12 protein-coding genes and 2 pseudogenes are annotated in these 17,470 nt (G+C 59.9%); 8 read left to right on the plus strand and 6 right to left on the minus strand.

From position 1 onward, the window contains the following. Positions 1–196: 196 nt before the first annotated feature. Complete coding sequence (locus tag GN234_RS28690; RefSeq protein WP_176689439.1) at positions 197–1,015, minus strand: ABC transporter permease; 819 nt, start codon at positions 1,013–1,015, stop codon at positions 197–199. A gap of 183 nt (positions 1,016–1,198) precedes the next feature. On the opposite strand from GN234_RS28690, the pseudogene GN234_RS30115 reads away from it, so the two are divergent. The 4 genes and pseudogenes from GN234_RS30115 to GN234_RS28705 form a co-directional block, all read left to right on the plus strand. Beyond that, positions 1,199–2,422 (plus strand): annotated as a pseudogene (locus GN234_RS30115) (ABC transporter ATP-binding protein); the annotation flags it as partial. Between the two features lie 186 nt (positions 2,423–2,608). Then, a pseudogene (locus GN234_RS30120) lies at positions 2,609–3,922 on the plus strand (polysaccharide pyruvyl transferase family protein); the annotation flags it as partial. Then, positions 3,916–4,602 carry a 2OG-Fe(II) oxygenase gene (locus GN234_RS28700; protein ID WP_162893848.1) on the plus strand — a complete coding sequence of 229 codons (687 nt, stop codon included), beginning with the start codon at positions 3,916–3,918 and terminating at the stop codon, positions 4,600–4,602. The pseudogene GN234_RS30120 and the gene GN234_RS28700, both read left to right, overlap by 7 nt. Continuing rightward, positions 4,595–6,760, plus strand: a complete 2,166-nt coding sequence (locus GN234_RS28705) for a glycosyltransferase (RefSeq protein ID WP_176689441.1) — start codon at positions 4,595–4,597, stop codon at positions 6,758–6,760. Before GN234_RS28700 ends, GN234_RS28705 begins: the two co-directional genes overlap by 8 nt. Before the next feature lie 161 nt (positions 6,761–6,921). Here GN234_RS28705 and GN234_RS28710 read toward each other — a convergent pair whose 3' ends face one another. The 3 genes from GN234_RS28710 to bamA all read right to left on the minus strand — a co-directional run bounded on the left by GN234_RS28710 (position 6,922) and on the right by bamA (position 11,202). After that, positions 6,922–7,650, minus strand: coding sequence for an NAD-dependent epimerase/dehydratase family protein (locus GN234_RS28710; RefSeq protein ID WP_212801168.1), 729 nt, complete (start codon positions 7,648–7,650; stop codon positions 6,922–6,924). Between the two features lie 136 nt (positions 7,651–7,786). Continuing rightward, positions 7,787–8,719, minus strand: a complete 933-nt coding sequence (locus tag GN234_RS28715) for a glycosyltransferase family 2 protein (protein ID WP_162893912.1) — start codon at positions 8,717–8,719, stop codon at positions 7,787–7,789. 116 nt (positions 8,720–8,835) lie between these two features. Continuing rightward, positions 8,836–11,202: an outer membrane protein assembly factor BamA gene (bamA, locus tag GN234_RS28720; protein ID WP_176689443.1), complete on the minus strand. Its 2,367-nt coding sequence runs from the start codon at positions 11,200–11,202 to the stop codon at positions 8,836–8,838. Between the two features lie 225 nt (positions 11,203–11,427). On the opposite strand from bamA, the gene GN234_RS28725 reads away from it, so the two are divergent. From GN234_RS28725 to GN234_RS28735, 3 genes are all read left to right on the plus strand, one after another. Continuing rightward, entirely contained in the window at positions 11,428–12,111 is a 684-nt protein-coding gene (locus tag GN234_RS28725) for a response regulator transcription factor (protein ID WP_109755635.1), read from the plus strand. Continuing rightward, positions 12,108–13,370, plus strand: coding sequence for a HAMP domain-containing sensor histidine kinase (locus GN234_RS28730; RefSeq protein WP_109755634.1), 1,263 nt, complete (start codon positions 12,108–12,110; stop codon positions 13,368–13,370). Before GN234_RS28725 ends, GN234_RS28730 begins: the two co-directional genes overlap by 4 nt. A gap of 107 nt (positions 13,371–13,477) precedes the next feature. Continuing rightward, positions 13,478–13,927, plus strand: coding sequence for a hypothetical protein (locus tag GN234_RS28735; protein ID WP_109755633.1), 450 nt, complete (start codon positions 13,478–13,480; stop codon positions 13,925–13,927). A gap of 130 nt (positions 13,928–14,057) precedes the next feature. Here the strand turns inward: GN234_RS28735 and GN234_RS28740 are convergent, their stop codons facing one another. Both GN234_RS28740 and baeS read right to left on the minus strand, forming a co-directional pair. Next, on the minus strand, positions 14,058–14,741 hold the full coding sequence (locus GN234_RS28740; protein WP_116832898.1) for a response regulator: 684 nt from the start codon (positions 14,739–14,741) through the stop codon (positions 14,058–14,060). Positions 14,742–14,744: 3 nt separating this feature from the next. Then, on the minus strand, positions 14,745–16,163 hold the full coding sequence (gene baeS, locus GN234_RS28745; RefSeq protein ID WP_176689444.1) for a sensor histidine kinase efflux regulator BaeS: 1,419 nt from the start codon (positions 16,161–16,163) through the stop codon (positions 14,745–14,747). Positions 16,164–16,275: 112 nt separating this feature from the next. On the opposite strand from baeS, the gene GN234_RS28750 reads away from it, so the two are divergent. Continuing rightward, positions 16,276–17,469: an efflux RND transporter periplasmic adaptor subunit gene (locus GN234_RS28750; RefSeq protein ID WP_109755630.1), complete on the plus strand. Its 1,194-nt coding sequence runs from the start codon at positions 16,276–16,278 to the stop codon at positions 17,467–17,469. The last annotated feature ends 1 nt before the right edge of the window (position 17,470 follow it).

The raw sequence follows: 17,470 nt of genomic DNA on the forward strand, positions 1-17,470 counted from the left end.
TGTTGAGCGATTCAGTTGGTCAATGCAATCAACAAGACGGTTGATCTGGTCCATGCGGTTTTCTGGTCCTTTGGTCAATACGGCAACGCACACTCGGTCTTTCAGGATCGATGACTGGCTTCAATCACCAGCCAGGCCTCCAGCCGTGCAATGAATCAGCATAGCGGTTGCTGGACGGGGTGCCACGCGACAAACGTCATATGACGTCGGCGAAGCCCTTGCGTGTCCTCTGGAACCAGGCAAACCCGCAACAGGCAATCAGCACGGCGATTGCCGAGTAAACCGCCAGGTGCTCCCATTGCGGCGGCCTGCCCCAGAACATTACATCGCGAACCATTTCCACCGGCAGCGTCAGCGGGTTTGCCTGCAAGACGGCCTGATAGCTCTGTGGAAGCGTCGAGAGGGGATAGAAAATCGGAGAAAGGAACAGCATCGCGGTGATGATAATGCCGATGAACTGGCCGATATCGCGCAGGTATACATTTATCGAGGCGAGAAACCAGGAAATACCCAGCGTCAGCAACACCAACGGAAACAGCACCAGTGGCAGCAGAAGAGCGGTGACCGGTGGGGTACCGAACAGGACGATGTAGAAGACCAGCCAGGCCAGGAGGCTGACTGCCATGTGGAACAGCGCTGCGCCGAGGGACACCAGGGGCAGGGTTTCCAATGGGAATACAATCTTCTTGACGTAGTTGGTGTTGGCCAGCACCAGGCCAGGCGCACGGTTGATGCATTCGGAAAACAGGTTGAATACCAGCAGGCCAGCGAACAGCACCAGGGCGAATTCGCTCTTGGACTCACCGCCGCCAGACCAGCGGGCCTTGAAGACGACACTGAACACGAACGTGTAGACCACCAGCATGAAGGCCGGGGTGAAGAACGACCATAAAATGCCGAGCATGGAGCCTTTATAGCGACCGATGACTTCCCTGCGGATCAACACGTAGATCAAGATTCGATTGACCAGGACACTCTTGATCATGGCGACAGGGGACATGCTGAACGACTGCATCGGTGCTTGATCCTTAAGACAATATCGGATGCTTCTTGAGTGGCATCCTCATGAGGGTAGGCCAAGTGTAGATTCATTCGCAGTTTTTTATCCCATCTGTGCTTAACTCATCCGCAGTGCCCAACGAAGGACTGATCCAGTAACGCCGCAATAATGGCCGCGATTCATGGAAGGGTTTTACCGATGTCGTTTGAAGTGGCCATCAGCGCCGAAAACCTGAGCAAGTGTTATCAGATTTATGATGCGCCCAAGGACCGCCTGTTGCAGATGCTGGTGCGCGGCAGGAAGCGTTTCTATCGCGAGTTCTGGGCCCTGGACGATGTTTCCCTGACCATCGCAAGGGGGGAGACCGTCGGTATCATCGGCCGTAATGGCAGTGGCAAATCCACCCTGTTGCAGCTGATCTGCGGAACGTTGATGCCGACCCGGGGCAGCGTCCAGGGGCATGGCCGGATTGCAGCGTTGCTGGAGCTGGGGTCAGGTTTCAATCCGGAATTCACCGGCCGGGAAAACGTCTATGTGAATGCGGCGGTGCTGGGCTTGAGTCGCTCGGAAATCGACGCTCGCTTCGATGACATCGTCGCCTTTGCCAATATCGGCGATTTTATCGACCAGCCCACCAAAATCTATTCCAGCGGCATGCTGGTACGGCTGGCCTTCGCCGTTTCGGTCTGTGTCGAGCCCGAGATCCTGATCGTCGACGAGGCCCTCTCCGTCGGCGATGCATCCTTTCAGTTCAAATGCCTGAATCGGCTGGAGGAACTGGCGGCCAAGGGCACGACGCTGCTGTTCGTCTCCCATGACATGAGCATGGTCAAGCGCTTTTGCCACCGGGTCATCTACTTGCGCGCGGGCCGGGTCGTTGCCAGTGGCTCACCCGACGAAATGGCCGAACTGCACTTGCTCGACATGCGTGACGAGCAACGTCGCTGGGCCAGTGGCGGGGTCATGCCGGTAACGCGCAAGCCATTCATGGGCGAGCAGGAGGGGATGGCCTTTGGGACCGAAGAGGGGCATATCAGTGCCGCCTGCTTTACCAACACCCAGCAGCTTTGCTCCAGTTACCTGTATGGCGACGACATCGAGATTCGCGTCGAGGCCATGCTGCATGAGTCGATCACTCAACCCAACATCAGCTTCACCATTCAGGAAGCCAGGCTGCTGGTGATTGGTGGCGGTAACTTCGCACTGCAACCGGGGCCCGTCGAAAACGGTTGGCGGCGTACGGCGATTACAGTGCGCTTCCCGGCCAACCTCGCCGAGGGCCGCTATCATGTCACGCTCAAACTGTTGCACGGTGCGACGGAAGACACCTCACAACTGATCGAGAAGCAGGTCGCGCCATTGGCGTTCGACATGCTGCCGAACCACAAGCGTTTCCTGGGCATGGTCGACCTGGGGTTGCAGAGGATCGACCCTCGTCCAGCCGAGTCGCTTGCCAAGGCCTGTGGGACCCAAGGAGAGAAGGTTTTGACGGAACAGTTGGACGAGCGCACTTGGCAGGTCGCTATATTCGGTACCTTTGACGTAGAAAACTACGGCGATCTGCTGTTTCCGCTCATTGCCGAGGCGGAGTTGGCCCGGCGCTTGGGTTCAGTCAACCTGCATCGATTTTCCTATCACGCCAAAAAAACACCGCAATGGCCCTATGCGGTGACGTCGCTGACCGAGCTGCCTCATGTGGCGTCCAGCCTGGATGGTGTTTTGATCGGCGGTGGCTTCCTGATCCGCTTCGATAAAGTCGTTGCCCACGGCTATGGTCCGACGACCGCCAGTATCCATCACCCTACCGGTTATTGGCTGACCCCTGCGCTCATCGCGCAGCAGCACGGGGTCCCGGTCATGTGGAATGCCCCCGGGATGCATTGCAACAGTATCCCCGACTGGGCCAGGCCGTTATTGACGATGGCTCTTGAGCAAAGCCAGTACGTGGGAGTACGCGATGCACTGTCACGCGATACTCTCGGCGCGCTCACCCAACAGGCCGAGATCGAAGTGTTGCCCGATACCGCATTTGGCTTGCCCCACCTGATCGACGAGCAGCAGCCCTGCGCCGAGTTCATTCGCCTGCGCGAGCGCGCCGGGTTGATCGGGCCCTACATCGTGATCCATGCCATTCACGTGGTGGAGTCCTTTGTAAAACTGTTCGAAGACCACGCCGAGGCGTTCCAGGGCTATCAGTTTTTGGTGGTGCCGATTGGCCCCGTCCTGGGGGACGATCCGTCGGCCATTGCGGCACGCCTGCCCCAGGCCATCACCTTGTCGTTCTGGCCGGAACCGTTGCTGATGGCGGAAATTATCAGCCAGGCCCAAGCGGTGATCGGCCACAGCTACCACCTGGCAATCACCGCCCTGGCGTTTGGTGTCCCGGTGTTTTGCTCGGCGGATCTGACGACGGGCAAGTACACGGCACTGGCGAAGTTCGACTCACTCCACGCGTTGCCGGACGTGGCCACGGTCGATCCGCAATGGTTTATCGCCCGTGTCGGCAAGACCCACCCATCGCCCGCGGCGAGTGCGGCGGCGGATCGGTTGGTCGAGCATTGGGATCGGGTCGCGGCGATCATTCGCCAGGGTAAAACGTCTGCCCAGCCGGTGTTGGGGGCCTTTCTACAGCATCTGCCCAACCTGCTCGAAGCCGCCGCCGAGGGCCGCGACCCCTTGCCGGCTGAATGTCCGGCAAGCCCTGTCGTGCCCGAGCCTGAGCTCATCGAGCCGCTGCACGACCCGGCAGTACAAGCGCTTGCCCAGCAGCAACAGATCGTTCAGCTCAGTCAGCAACTGGCGCTCAGTGACGCCAGGATGCTTGAGTTGCAGAACTCCAATTCCTTCCGAATGACCGCACCACTGCGCTCCATTGCCCGTGGTATCAGAAACCTGACAGCGAACAAGAACAGACAATGCTAGATCTCTCTCGTCTCACGCCAGCGGCTCTAAGGGCTCACCCGTTCTCATGGGCTGAAATCGGCAGCCTGTATTCGGTCGAGGACGCCGCCGCGTTGGCGGCCTCCTTTCCTCATGACCACTTCAAGACGGTGAGTGGTTATGGCGGTGAGAAGAACTATGACTATGAGGCCCGTGCCCTGGTGGGCATGGGCTCCAACACCATCGCTTTCCCTGAAGAACTGAGCGAGGCGTGGTTGCGGCTGGCCCGGGATCTTGGCTCGGCGGGCTATCGAGAGGCCATGTCGGAGCTGACCGGGATCGACCTGCGTGCCGTACCGATGGAGGTCAACGTCTTTCATTACGGTCCCGGCGCCAGCTTGGGGGCCCATCCGGACCTGCCCGATAAACTGGTCACCCATATCCTGTATTTCAATGAGTCCTGGGACCGCAATGACGGCGGGTGCCTGAATATCCTGCACAGCAATGACCCCAACGCCGTGGCGGCCGAGATCGAGCCCCTGGTGGGCAACTCGGCGATCCTGGTGCGCTCGGATCATTCCTGGCATGCCGTCACCCCGGTGGTGAGCGGCTGCCATTCTTCCCGCCGCAGCCTGACGGCAACGTTCTACCGACCGGGCTCCCAGAGTTCCATGTGGCCGCCGGGCGACCACACCCCACTGCATGGATACCCACGTGCTTAAGCTCGACAGCACCTTGATCGACCGCGACGCCGCCCTGGCTCAAAGAGACGCAGCCATCCATGAGCGCGATATCGCCTTGGCAAAAGTCGACTTCCTGCAAAATACCCGTTCGTGGCGTTTTACCCGACCCTTGCGCTCGCTTTTTCGGTGGATGCGTTATGGTTTTAGCGCAACGCAGGAATTCCCCGAGACAGCCGCTGCGATCGTCTACCCGACCGCACCGGAGCCGTTGCCGAACCCCGAGGTGGAACCGGATTTCACCACCAAAGGGCACCTGGATATCCTCTGCTTCGCCAACATTGAATGGGCTGCACGATTCCAGCGACCGCAGCAGTTGATGAGCCAGTTCGCGAGCAATGGTTATCGGGTGTTTTACATCGTCCCCTCCAGTGTGCCGGAGCAGGGACAGCCCTATCGATTGACGTCGGTGGCGCCCAACATTTTTGAAGTGGCGCTGCAACGTGATGTGCAAGAGGCGTATTACGAAAAAACAGTGACGCCTGAGAACCATCAGGCTTTGCTGCTCGCCATGACTGCGCTGGTCGCCGATATGCAGATAAGAACCGCCCTCTCGGTGGTACATATCGCCTATTGGAGCCCCGTGGCCCGCAGCCTGCGAGCCATGCATGGCTGGCGCATTCAGTATGACTGCATGGATGACTGGGATGGTTTTCCGAACATCGGTGAGCAACTGCTGAGCGAGGAACAGAGCCTGATTGCCCAGGCGGATCTGGTAACCGTTTCCGCCGCGTTGCTTTACCAGAAGTGGAGCGCCCACAACCCGCGCTGTGTACTGGTCCGAAACGCAGTGGATTTCGCCTTTTTCCGGCAGAACTGTTTCACCAATGATGTGCTCAGCGGGCTTGTCGGCCCGGTGATTGGTTACTACGGCGCCCTGGCGCAATGGCTCGACTATCCGTTACTGGCAGCGCTGGCGGACAGGCGGCCAGAGTGGAACTTCATCCTGGTGGGGGATATTTTCGTCGACGATCTGGCGGGCCTTGAGCACAAGCCCAATGTGCAGTTGCTGGGCAGGAAGCCTTATTCGCAAATGCCGCTTTACCTGGAGCATTTCGATGCCTGCCTGATTCCCTTCAGGCTCTACAACGTGACTCATGCGGTCGATCCGGTGAAGTTCTACGAGTACATCAGTGCAGGCAAGCCGGTGATCTCCACCCCACTGACGGAGATGAGCATCTATAAAGACTTGCTGTACTTCGCAACCGGGGTCGATGAGTTCATCGAACAGATCGAGCATGCCTTGGCCGAGAGCGACCTGGTCCTGTACAAACGACGCGTAGAACTGGCCCGGGCCAATGACTGGAAAGATCGATTCAATAGCATGCAACTGGCGATCGTCGGGCTGTACGAAAAAGTCTCCATCGTGCTTGTGACGTACAACAATCTCAATCTGACCGTTCAATGTGTAAACAGCATTCTGCGCAATACCGCCTGGCCCAATTACCAGCTCATTGTCGTCGACAATGGTTCGCAGGATGGTACGGGTGATTATCTTGAGCGCCTGCGCCAAGAGGTACCGACCGCGAAGGTCATTCTCAACCCGGACAACCGAGGCTTCGCTGCGGCCAATAACCAGGGCTTGCGAGAAGCCGACGGTGACATCCTGCTGTTGCTCAATAACGACACGGTAGTGCCTGACGGCTGGCTGGAACCGCTGGTCAGGCATTTGAGGGACCCGAGTGTCGGCCTGGTCGGACCGGTCACGAATGCGGTAGGAAACGAAGCGAAAGTCGAAGTTTCCTACACCGACATTCAACAGATACAAGATTTTGCAGACCGTTACACCGAAGCCCACAAGGGACGGTCGTTCGATATCTCGATGCTCGCCATGTTTTGCATCGCCTTCCGCCGTGGGATCCTCGAAGAGGTGGGGTATCTGGATGAAGCATTCGGTATCGGGATGTTCGAAGACGACGACTACAGCCGTCGCGTGCAGGCGGCCGGTTACCGGACGGTCTGTGCCGAAGATGCGTTTATCCATCACTACGGGCAGGCATCGTTCAGGAAGCTGATCGCCAGCGGTGAGTACCAGGCCCTCTGGGACAAGAACCAGGCGTACTTCGAAAGCAAATGGGGGACTTGGCAAGCCCATGTTCATCGCGCCGAGCCTGGTATCGAGACGCAGGAGAAGGGCTAGGTCGCGTTGGTCGTGAGGCTGTTTACAGTCGACATGAGTGGGAGCGAGCTTGCTCGCGATGACGTCGGCACAGGCAACATCACCGCAAACTGAACCACCGCTATCGCGAGCAAGCTCCCACACTCAATCTTCAGTAGACCCAAAATTCGCCTGAGGCTATTTCAGCGCCCGGGCAAGTCTTCGCCCATCAGGTGAAACGCCCTGGGCGCAAAGCCAAGCCGGTCACTGGCGTCGGAATGGTCGAATACCAGGTCCTGGTTCATGCGCGCCACCAACGCGCCAGAAAGATGTCGGTAGCGTGGCAGGCAGCGCATGATCGAAACGACCTGGGTTAACGCCTTGGCGGGGAGGGGCAGTGTTCGTTCGGGGCATCCCAGGGCCTGGAATATTCGTCTCACCATGGTGTGATAAGGCAACACTTCCCCTCCTGAGAGGTTATAGCCGCCACTGGGCAGGCCAGGCGTACTCAGGGCCGACAGGCACGCCTGGATCACGTCGTCAGCATGCACCGGCTGGCGCAGTCCGGTTGCGCCGTCGATGAGCGGAAAAAAACCGAAGCGTTGGATGAAACGGGCAATTTGCGAGATGTTCTTGTCGCGGCCAAAGCCATAGATCATGGTCGGTCGCAGGATCACCCATTCGATTTGCCGTTCGATCGCCCACTGCTCGAGCTGTTCTTCTGCGCGTACCAAGCGTTGCGCCAACGCCCTTTCCCGGGCGTCGGGCGATGCTTGTTTGGCAAAGCGGCTTGTGGAGGACAGCGCGACAACGCGTTTGACGTGGGCGCTGGCAAGGCGCTCCAAATAATCGGGTAATACCCAGATGGGGGCAAATGACAGGAAGGTATCCAGCGTCAGTCCGTGCCAGTTGTCAGCGTTTCTCCACGTCACATCGGGGCAGGACACCTTGGGCAGACTTCGAGTGAAGGCACTCGTTGGGTGACCGGTTTGTGCCAGCAATGGCAGGGTGCGCTCGCCCAGGAGGCTGGAGCCGCCCAATATTCCTATTCGCAACTGAGGTCTCTTATCAAGGGTTCCATGCATTTTTAAGCCGGGTAGTTGCGTGGCGAAGGATCATCAGACTGAACCGAAACCAGACCGCGATCACCACGCTGACCCATAGGGCTGCAGGGTATTTGCGGCGGAAAAACTTGCGATAGAAGCGCAGGATCCCCAAGTGTTTGTGCCATTCGACGAAATAGGGACGATGACGGCTGCAGCCACCGAATACATGCGTCACCTGGGCATCCGGCACGAACAGAACGCTCCAGCCGGCCTGATGGAAGCGCATGCACCAGTCCAGGTCCTCGCAATGAAGGAAATAGTCTTCGTCCCACAACCCGACGCTCTCGATCGCTTCGCGCTTGACCAGCGTGCAAGCCCCGGAGATGGCTTCAACGACAATGGGGGCGCTGGGGAGCGGTTCCTTGTGCAGTAAAAAGTCGGAAAACACCGTTGGAAAAAATACTGAGAGCCGTGAAAGTCCGAAAGCCCGCATGAAGGCGCGTCTGGGCGTCGGAAACACCCGGCGTCCCCCGGCTTGCTCGCTACCGTCCGGATTGCACAGGAACCCTCCGACCATGCCGATCTCTGGTGAACTGCGTAGCGCCAGCAGCAAGCGGTCCATGGCATCGACGGCCAGCACGCTGTCCGGGTTCAAGAAAAATAAATTGGCGGCCGTGGACAGGCGGGCACCTTGGTTGCACGCCACGGCGAAGCCGAGGTTGGCGGTGTTGCGTACGATTTGAAGCGAGTCGCCGGCAGCGTGGGTTCGTTCCAACAGCATCAGGCTATCGTCGTGAGAGTCGTTATCCACCACGATCACCCGGGAAGCGCCGGCGGTAAACACCGACCCTACACACGCCACCAAAAGCTCACCAGCGTTGTAATTGACAATGATCACATCACACTCGCCACGTAGAGATGATGTGCTCCATTCATCAATAGCGGGCAGTTCCATTGCTTCCAACTTAATCACTCCATTGCTCAAACCTGGATACGCATGGGATCGCAACTACTCAGGTTGGTATTCAAGATAGCAGGTCCACGGCCTTCGACCAGTTCCGACCAGCATGGTCAGAATGTCTGCCCCAAGGAAAATTGAAACACCTGCGTATCGGCGTTATCCGGGGTTCGGACCGGAAAGGCCACGTTGGCACTCAATGGACCCAGCGGGCTATACCAGGTCACCCCGACGCCTACCGAACTGGCCATCTGGCTGAGGTCGAGCCCGTCGCATCCCTGGGTGGTGCTCAGGTAGCACTTGTCGGAGTAGACGCTGCCGACGTCCCAGAACACTGAGGTGCGCAGGGATTTGTTGTCTTTGATAAAAGGCAGCGGGAACAGGTATTCCACGCCGCCGGTGATGAGTATGTTGCCGCCCAGCGACTCGGTGTCACGGTCGGAGTAGTACGCTTGGCCGGCGCTGGCATAGGTGCCGGTGGCCGGAGTGTTGCGCGGGCCGAGGGTGCCGCTCTCAAAGCCGCGCACCGAGCCTTCGCCACCGGCGGTGTAGTTTTCATAGAACGGCAGGCCGTCTGTCGAGCCGTAGCTGTTGCCGTAGCCGAGTTTGGTGTGCAAGCGCAGCGAAGTAGCGTCGCTGACCGGCAGGAAGGCCTGCCCGGTGTAGTCGATCTTGTAGAAGCTCAGGTCGCTGCCGGGCACGGTCACCATCAGGTTCAGGTTTTGCGAATGTCCGCGGGTGGCCAGCACGCCTTTGTTCAGCGTCGACTCCGACCAGCCGAGGTTGGCCTTGAAGTTGGTGAAGTCCTTGCCTTCACGCTCGATGAAGTCGTAGATCTCATCGGCGCTGTAAGTGCCTGGTTCGATGCTGTCATGTTGCACCGTCAAGCCGAAATTCAGCCGTGAGGTTTCATTGATCGGATAGCCGAGGGTGGTGCCGGCGCCGTAGCTATTGATGGAATAGTACGAATAGTCGTCATCGTAGTATTCGTTGTAGTCGGTGGTGTTGTAGAACACGTTGTAGCCCAGGCTCACTCCGTCCGGCGTGAAGTAGGGGTCGGTAAAACCGATGTTGTACTTGCTTTGGTAGGAGGAGCGGGTCAAGCCCAGGCTGGCGTAGTTGCCGGTGCCGAGAAAATTGTTCTGGGTGATCGAGCCACCGAGGATCAGGCCGGCACTTTGCGAGAAGCCGACACTGGCGCTGATCGAGCCGGAAGCCTGCTCTTCGACGCTGTAGTTCACATCGACCTGGTCATCGACGCCCGGTACGGCCGGCGTCTCGACGTTGACTTCCTTGAAGAAGCCCAGGCGCTCGAGGCGGGTCTTGGACTGGTCGATCAGGTAGGTCGAAGCCCAGCCACCTTCCATCTGGCGCATTTCACGGCGCAGCACTTCGTCCTCGGACTTGGTGTTGCCACGGAAGTTGATGCGGTTGACGTAGGCACGCTTGCCCGGGTCCACGGCGAAGGTGATGTCGACGGTATGGTCTTCATCGTGGGGCTGTGGCACGCCGTTGACGTTGGCGAAGGTGTAGCCCTCGTTGCCCAGGCGGCGGGTGATCAGCTCGGACGTGGTGGTCATCAGCTTGCGCGAGAACACCTGGCCCTTCTGCACCAGCAACAGCGACTTGACCTGGTCTTCGGGGACCTTCAGGTCACCGCTGAGCTTGACGTCACGAACGGTGTATTTCTCGCCTTCGTTGACGTTGACGGTGATGTAGACGTGCTTCTTGTCCGGGGTGATGGACACCTGGGTCGAAGCGATGTCCATGTTGATGTAGCCACGGTCCAGGTAGTAGGAACGCAGGCGCTCCAAGTCACCGGAGAGTTTTTCACGGGCGTACTTGTCGTCGTTCTTGAAGAACGACAGCCAGTTGGTGGTCTTGAGTTCGAACAGGTCGATCAGGTCTTCATCCGGGAAAACCGTGTTGCCCACCACGTTGATGTGCTGGATAGCCGCCACGGTGCCTTCGTTGATGTTGACCTTCAGGCCGACGCGGTTGCGCGGCTGCGGCACCACTTCGGTGTCGACAGTGGCCGAGTAGCGGCCCTGGGCAACGTACTGGCGTTGCAGCTCGTTACGCACACCTTCGAGGGTGGCGCGCTGGAAGATCTCGCCTTCGGCCAGGCCGGATTGCTTGAGGCCCTTCATCAGGTCTTCAGTGGAGATCGCCTTGTTGCCTTCGATCTCGATACTGGCAATGGACGGTCGCTCGACAACGGTGATGATCAATATGTCACCGTCGTGTCCCAGTTGGATATCCTGGAAAAAGCCGGTCTTGAACAGCGCGCGCGTGGACTCCACCAGGCGCCGCTCATCGGCGTTATCACCGACGTTCAACGGCAAGGCCCCGAACACACTGCCTGCGGAAACGCGCTGGAGGCCGTTGATGCGAATATCGGAAATCTTGAACCCTTGGGCGTGAGCCAGTGTGACATTGAGCAGCAGTGCAGCCGAGCAGAGCAGGCGCGAAAAATTCATCAAGATCTTATCCAGGACACATCGACAAGTGGTGTAGGTGGAGGCGGATATCTCACCGCAAGACGAGTCACCGCGGGAGCGAGCGGGCTGGTGGCGAGCAAGCATAAAAGTTCGCCGCGTTTGGTGCGGTTAACCCAATGTCAAGTTAGGTAAAGGTTGGCCCGCGGCGATGACGATGCGTGGCACACGGGCGATAATGGGCCGACACCTACTCAAGAGCGGCCCATGATCTCTGTATTGCTAGTCGACGATGACCAGGAACTGACGGGAATGCTCAGCCAATACCTGGAGCGCGAAGGCTTCGAGGCGACTGCGGTGCATACGGGGGAAGAGGGCGAGGTTCAAGCGCTGTCCGGTCGCTACAGCATCGTGGTGCTGGACGTGATGCTGCCGCGGCTGTCGGGTATCGAGGTGCTCAGGCGCATTCGGGCCGTGAGCCAGGTGCCGGTGGTGTTGCTGACGGCCCGTGGCGACAACATCGACAAGATCACCGGCCTGGAACTGGGGGCCGATGACTATGTACCCAAGCCCAGCTCACCGGGGGAACTGGTGGCGCGTTTGCGGGCGATCATGCGTCGGGTGCAGCCGGCGGATCGGTCAACCAGCGAAGTGATCAGGACCGGGCCGTTGGTCCTGTGGCCCGGCAAGCGGCAGGCGCTCTGGCAAGGGCGCGAGCTGGGGGTGACCAGTACCGAGTTCAGTTTGCTCGAGGAGCTGGCCCGCTGTGCCGGGCAAGTGGTGAGTAAACAGAATCTGTCGCTCAATGCCTTGGGCTGTCCCTTGACGCGTTATGACCGACGCATCGATGTGCACATCAGCAGCATTCGCCACAAGTTGGGGCCGCGTCCCGACGCCAAGGCCTGGATCCAGAGCGTGCGTGGCCTCGGTTACCTGTTGATTGCCGAATGATGAAGCCCAGCCGACTGTTCTGGAAACTGTTCCTGGCGTTCTGGCTCGCCACCAGCCTGACCTTCCTGGTCGGGTTGGGCCTGCTGATGATGGGCAGTTCCAGGCCAGGGGATCCTCATCTGGAAACCATCCTGGCCGCTGAAGGACAGCTCCTGCGCCAGTTTGGCGTGGAGTCGGGCCGGCAACTGCTGGCGGTTTGGGAGCACCCTGCTGACCAGGCCGTTGGCGTGTATGACAGTACCGGTCAATTGCTGGCCGGGGCACCGGTTGCGCAACCGGCTTACACGCGATCGGTCATCGGCAAGGACGGCGCCGCACTGTTGCTCAAGTCGACCCATCCCCTGGCTCAAGAGCGCGACAAAGGGCCGAGCCCCTGGACGCCGTTGATCATCGGCACGGTCATGAGCGCGCTGTTCAGCGGTTTCATGGCGTTCTACCTGGCATGGCCGCTGGCCTATCTTCGGCGCGCCATGAGTGACGTGGCCCAAGGACGCTTCGAAACCCGGGTCAAGCCGATCATGGGCGCGCGACGTGATGAAATCGTCGATCTGGCCGAAGACTGCGACCGAATGGCCAACCAGTTGAAGCTGTTGGTAGAAGCCCAACAACACTTGTTGCACGACATTTCCCACGAACTGCGCTCACCGTTGACCCGCATGCAGGCGGCCATCGGGCTGCTGCGGCAAGATCCGGCTCGCCAGGAAATGGTGGAGCGCATCGACCGTGAGTCGGTGCGCATGGACACGCTGATCGAGGCCTTGTTGACCCTGGCGCGTCTGCAGGGCCGACCAGAGAGTATCGAGCGCGAGCCAGTCGATATCGTCGAGTTGCTGTCGCTAATCGTCGAGGACGCTCGATTCGAAGCGCAGATGAAAGGGTGCCAGGTCAGTCTGCAGGCGTGCCCGGGGTTTGTCAGTCGGGTCAGCGGCGAGCTGTTGTATCGGTGTTTCGAGAACGTCATTCGAAACGCGGTGCGCCATACCCGGCCAAACACCACGGTGATGGTCGTGGCCCAGGTCAATGGCGGCGTAGACGGCCTGACGGTGCAGATCAGCGATCAGGGCCCGGGGGTTGAACACTCGCGGCTACAGAGCATCTTCAATCCGTTCGAGCGTGGCTTGAACGAAGCCAGTGCCGGCTTTGGCCTGGGCCTGGCCATTGCCTCGCGGGCCGTGGAGATACACGGCGGCACCATCCACGCGCGCAATGAGCCGTCCGGCGGGTTGACCGTGGAAATCAGCTTGCCCCGTTGGGCATGATCTTTACACGATATTACATTGGCTTGACGGCTCTGTACGCCCCGCCTCAGTAGACTTTGCGTTCAAACTCAAGCAGCGTTTGCTGACGTTTCAGCGTGGAGGTGGTCATGTTTCTGGTTCATAAGAAGGGCTTCGTCCCCGGCAAGAAAATGGTCGACGGTCTGGTGCCCTACGACTTCTTCTGCGAAGACAATCCGGGCCTCAACCTGTTTGTCTTCACTGGCTCCGCCACGCCGGGCAAAGTGGTCGAGGAACAGACACTCTGGGGGTTTACCCGTCTTGAACGTTTTGAAGCGTTGACCGGCACGCTGGTGTCGAACAAAAAACAGCAAGGCTGGTTCCAGAAGGTCAATGTGCTCACCGGCCCCGCCCAGAACGGTACTCAAGGCGTGAAGTTCCAGCGGGTGCTGAAAATCATCAAGCACACCGATGCATCGAGTCGTGTGACCAGCAAGGCCGACTACGAGATTCAGACAGACGAAGGCGACACCTACTTCACTCGTCGGCCTGCTGCGGGGGGCAGTGCGCAAACCATTATCTATTCGGCGGATCAATAGAGACCTCCGCATCTGCATCGCTGACCTTCCGCTATCGCGAGCAGGCTCGCTCCCACAGAGGATTGTGGGTGTTCACAGCATCCGCACACGACGCAAGGGCGCTCGTCAAGGCAGCCTGCTTTGGCAGGCTTCAGACGTCGGCAAGCTGAAACCGATAACCCACGCCATACAACGATTCGATGGGGTTTTCCGCCGGGCAGGCCTGTTCGAGCTTGCGCCGCAGATTGCGGATATGGCTGTCGACGGTGCGATCAGTGACCACCCGGTGATCGGAATAGATCCTGTCGAGCAACTGATCCCGGGAAAACACCCGCCCCGGGGACTGTGCCAGCGTGCTGAGCAGGCGCAGTTCCAAGGGCGTCAGGTCCAGGGCGATGCCATCGAGTGACGCTTGGTAGCGGTCTTCGTCAATCAGCAGGCGCGCGGGTTGGTTGGCCACCAGTTGCGGGCTGCGGCGCAGGATCGCCTTGACCCTGGCCACCACTTCCCGAGGGCTGAAGGGTTTGCAGATGTAGTCGTCGGCCCCCAGGTCCAGCCCGAGCAGGCGATCCACTTCCTCCACGCGGGCGGTGATCATGATGATCGGCACGGCACTGAAGCTGCGTAGCTCCTGGCACACTTGCAGGCCGTCGCGCCCTGGCAGCATCAGGTCGAGCAGAATCAGCCGCGGTTCGTGGGCCCGGACTGCCGGCACCACCTGTAGCCCGTTGTCCAGGCATTGAACCGCATAGTCGGCGGCCACCAGGTAATCACGCATCAGTGCGGCCAGCTTGGGTTCGTCTTCGACGATGAGGATCGGGCTGTCATTGACCATGCTTCAGGCGCTCCGTGGCAGGCGCAGGGTCAGCCAAAGGCCGCCCAGCGGCGAGTGATCGGCGCTGAGGTTGCCGCCATGGGCCAGGGCGATGCTGTGACAGATGGCCAGCCCCAGGCCAGCGCCACCACTGGCGCGATTGCGTGAGGTTTCGCCGCGGTAAAAACGCTCGAACAACCGTGATAACTGGGTGGCATCGACCCCGGGACCGGAGTCCAGGAAGTCGACGCGCACGGTGTCGCCCTCGTCGTCGGCTCGAATACGCAGCACACCGCCCTCGTCGGTATAACGCACGGCATTTTCCAACAGGTTGCTGAACAGCTGCTGCAAGCGCTTGGGGTCGGCCTCCAAGCGTAGCGACGGGGCTGGCAGTTCCAGCTCCAGGCTCAGGTGTAGGGCATTGCAACGCTCCTGGAACATCGCCACGCAACTTTCCAACAGCTCGTTGAGATCGCATTCGCTCTTGCGGTAGGTCAGCGCGCCGACATCGGCCAGGGACAGTTCGTAGAGATCATCCACCAGTTTGCTGAGCATGCTGACTTCGCCTTGCAGTGACTTCATTGAGGACGGGTCGAGGGTGCGTACGCCGTCTTCGATGGCTTCCAGTTCACCGCGCAGCACCGACAACGGGGTACGCAGTTCGTGGGACACATCGGCCATGAATTCCCGACGCATTTTTTCGTTGCGTTCCAGCGTATACGCCAACTGGTTGAAATCCCGGGCCAACTGACCGACTTCGTCATTGGACGCCACCGACACTCGGTTACTGTATTCACCGGCGGCCAACCGGTGGGTGGCGGCGGCCACGCGCTTGACCGGGTCAAGCAGGGTGCGGGCGATCCACCAGGCAATCAGCATTGCCAACAGTAACGAGAGTACGCCCACCGCCAGGCTGGTGCGCACCAGGTATTGACGAAAGCGTTCGCCGCCAGCTTCGGTCACGTTCTGGAACGGCGTCACCGCCAGCCAGCCGACGGTCTTCCCTGCGACTTGCACCGGGCGCATCAAGGCGTCGTTGGCAATCGCCGAGTAGCCCATTACCAACTGTTTCTGCTGATCCAGCAGGGCGATACGAAACACCGCGCCGGTCAGATCGGACATCGGCATGGGCGGCCGTTCTGGGTGGGTGGTGTTTTCGCCCGGCTCCGGACGCAGCAGTTCGAACCAGCGATCGGGCTGGTTGCGCAGGAATTCCCAGTTGCCTTCGCGCTCATAGGCGCTGGCCAGGCGCGGCAATACCGGCGTCATGCGCAACAGGGCTTGTTCGTTGAGGTAGTCGAGAAAGCCTTTGCCAAAGCTCCAGCCGTTGGCCACGCCCATGCTCAGGATGACGAACAGCACGCTGGCCAGTACGGCAATAAACAGCTTGGTGGAGATGCTCAGTTTCATGGGCTCGGGCAGGTCGGTGAGTGGCCCGTCCATTTAGGCCCTGGCGCCACGAAGATTCAAGGGCGGCGGGCAATCTTCAATTTTCCTGCACATTTGCCTCGCAGTATGGCGCCTGGCTTGAACCATCCGTCTTGCAGAGGCATTTATGTCGACCAAATTATTCGCCAAATCCCTGGTGACCGCCGCCTTCCTGGTGTGCTTGATCGTGTTGTTCATGTTGGGCGGTTGCTCCGGCGAATCCGCGCCTACACCCGAACCGCCCAAGGTCTCGGTGATCACCGTGCAACCGCAAAGCCAGGCGCTGACTACTGAGTTGGCCGGACGTACCCAGGCGTTCATGGTCGCCGAGATACGCCCGCAGGTCGGCGGTATTGTCCAGCAGCGGCTGTTTGTCGAAGGGGCAGAGGTCAAGGCCGGGCAGGCGCTGTATCAATTGGACGCGGCGTCCTACAAAGCCGCCTTGGCGCAAGCCCAGGCGAGCCTCGCCAAGGCCCGCGCCACTCTGAAGTCGGCCCAGGCCACGGCCAGGCGTGACGCGCAACTGGCGAAAATCGATGCCATCAGCCAGCAGGACAACGAGGATGCCCAGGCCAGCCTGCTGACCGCCGAAGCGGAGCTGCAAGTGGCCCAGGCCGATGTCGACACCGCACGCATCAACCTGGCGTATACCCGCATCAGTTCCCCTGTCAGCGGGCGCATCGAAACCTCGACGGTCACTCCGGGTGCACTGGTAGTCGCCAACCAGGACAGCGCACTGACCACGGTGCAGCAGTTGGACCCGATGTATGTAGACGTCACCCAGTCGACCACCGAGCTGCTGCGCCTCAAGCGCGACTTGGCCAGCGGCGTGCTGCAAAGCAACGGTGAAGGCGAGGCGCGGATCAGCCTCAAGCTCGATGACGGCAGTCTCTACGCCCATGAAGGGCGCTTGAAGTTCAGTGGGGTCAGCGTCAACGAGGGCACCGGCACAGTGACCTTGCGCGCGCAAATCGCCAACCCGGACCGGCTGTTGCTGCCGGGCATGTATGTGCGGGCGGTGCTGGAGCAGGCGCGGGATGACAAGGCCATCCTGATCCCACAGAAGGCGGTGACCCGCAGCGCCAGCGGCGCGACTTCGGTACTGGTGGTGGTCAATGGCAAGGTCGAGCAGCGCGTGCTGAGCATCGATCGCGCCGTGGATAACCAGTGGTGGGTCACGGCTGGGCTTAACGCGGGAGACCAGGTGATTGTCGAGGGCGGGCAAAAAGTCCGGGTCGGTGACGCCGTGGTGGCGCAGAACGCCGGCACCCGCAGCCGTACACAGAAAGCGACCCCTGTCGCCATCGCGCAGGAGGGCTGAA

It is taken from the genome of Pseudomonas bijieensis (assembly GCF_013347965.1).
Taxonomy (GTDB): Bacteria; Pseudomonadota; Gammaproteobacteria; order Pseudomonadales; family Pseudomonadaceae; genus Aquipseudomonas; species Aquipseudomonas bijieensis.